General features: G+C 70.4%; 1 protein-coding gene and 1 pseudogene. One reads left to right on the top strand and one right to left on the bottom strand.

Going from position 1 to position 1275, the window contains the following annotated elements:
• Window positions 1-465, top strand: a pseudogene (locus A5691_RS05105) (hypothetical protein); the annotation flags it as partial.
• Window positions 466-468: 3 nt separating this feature from the next.
• On the opposite strand, the gene A5691_RS05100 reads toward A5691_RS05105, so the two are convergent.
• Window positions 469-1275, bottom strand: an 807-nt coding sequence (locus A5691_RS05100; protein WP_068266453.1) for a VWA domain-containing protein, incomplete at its 5' end; no start/stop codon positions are given.

Below are 1275 nucleotides of genomic sequence, written 5' to 3'. Positions count from 1 at the left end.
TTCACCGCCCTGCACGCGGTGAGCGCCCTGGCCATCACGGGTGGCGACACCCCGCCCCCGGCCCGCATCGTGCTGCTGTCCGACGGCGGGGAGAACAAGCCGTCCAATCCCAGCGACCCGCACGACGGGGTCTACACGGCGGCGCGGCTGGCCCGGGACGAGGGGGTGCCCATCTCGACGATCTCGTTCGGCACCAAGACCGGCGAGATCGAGATGGACGGGCAGCGCGTGGCCGTCCCGGTTTCGACGGACCAGATGAAGACGATCGCCAAGCTGTCCGGCGGGCAGTCCTACACCGCCAGCAACATCGCCGAGCTCAACAAGAGCTACAACGCCATCGAGAAGGACATCGGCTATCGCACCGTGGCCGGGCCGGGCAGCGCCGGGTGGCTGCGCCTGGGCGTGATCACCGCCTTGATCGCGACGGCGCTGGCGCTGCTGATCAACCGGCGGCTGCCGGTCTGATCGTCAGGACGGCAGCCGGCGGTTCAGGAACAGGCCGGCCAGGATCGCGCCGGCCAACGCGACCGCCCCCAGCAGCATCCACGCCAGGCTGGCGTCGCCCTTGACGGTCTCGTACCCGATCTGGCGCTGCAGGGTCGAGTAGACGTTCTTCAGCGACTCCAGGCTGTCGGCGTGGAACGCCTGGCCGTCGGTGATCTCGCAGATCTTCTGCAGCGTCTGATCGTCGACGGGAACCGGGATGGTGGCGCCCTCGTACTCGACGGTGCCGTACGGCGTCCCGAAGGAGATGGTCGAGATCTGCACGCCCGCGGCCTTGGCGGCCCGGGCGGCGGTGAACGCCCCCTGCGGGGCGTTGGCGTCCAGCGGCACGTTCTCCGCGCCGTCGGACTCCAGCACGATGCGCGCCGGCGGCGGGCCGTCGCCGCCGCCCATCACCGAGCCCACCGTCGCGATCGCGTGCAGGGCGGTGAACAGGCCCTCACCCGTCGCGGTCTTGGTGGCCGTGCTGTCGGCAAAGTCGAGCTTCTTGAGCGCGTCGATCGTCGCCTGGTGCTGCGGGGTGGGCGACACCAGCAGGTATGGCGTGCCGGCGAAGCCGACCAGGCCCAGGTTGATGCCCGGCGTGAGCTGACTGGCGAACTGGCCGGCCGCCTCCTCGGCGGCCTTGAGCCGGTTCGGCGGGACGTCGGTCGCCCGCATCGACTGCGACATGTCGATGACCAGCACGACGACAGCCCGGTTGCGGGGGATACGCATGTCGTGGGTGGGGGTGGCCAGCGCGATGGTCAACAGGATCAGGCTGAGCAGCGC

The organism is Mycobacterium sp. E183, assembly GCF_001667735.1.
In the GTDB taxonomy this organism is placed as follows: Bacteria; Actinomycetota; Actinomycetes; order Mycobacteriales; family Mycobacteriaceae; genus Mycobacterium.
Note: the sequence above shows the minus strand (reverse complement) of the source record. Positions and strands in the feature narration are given on the sequence as shown.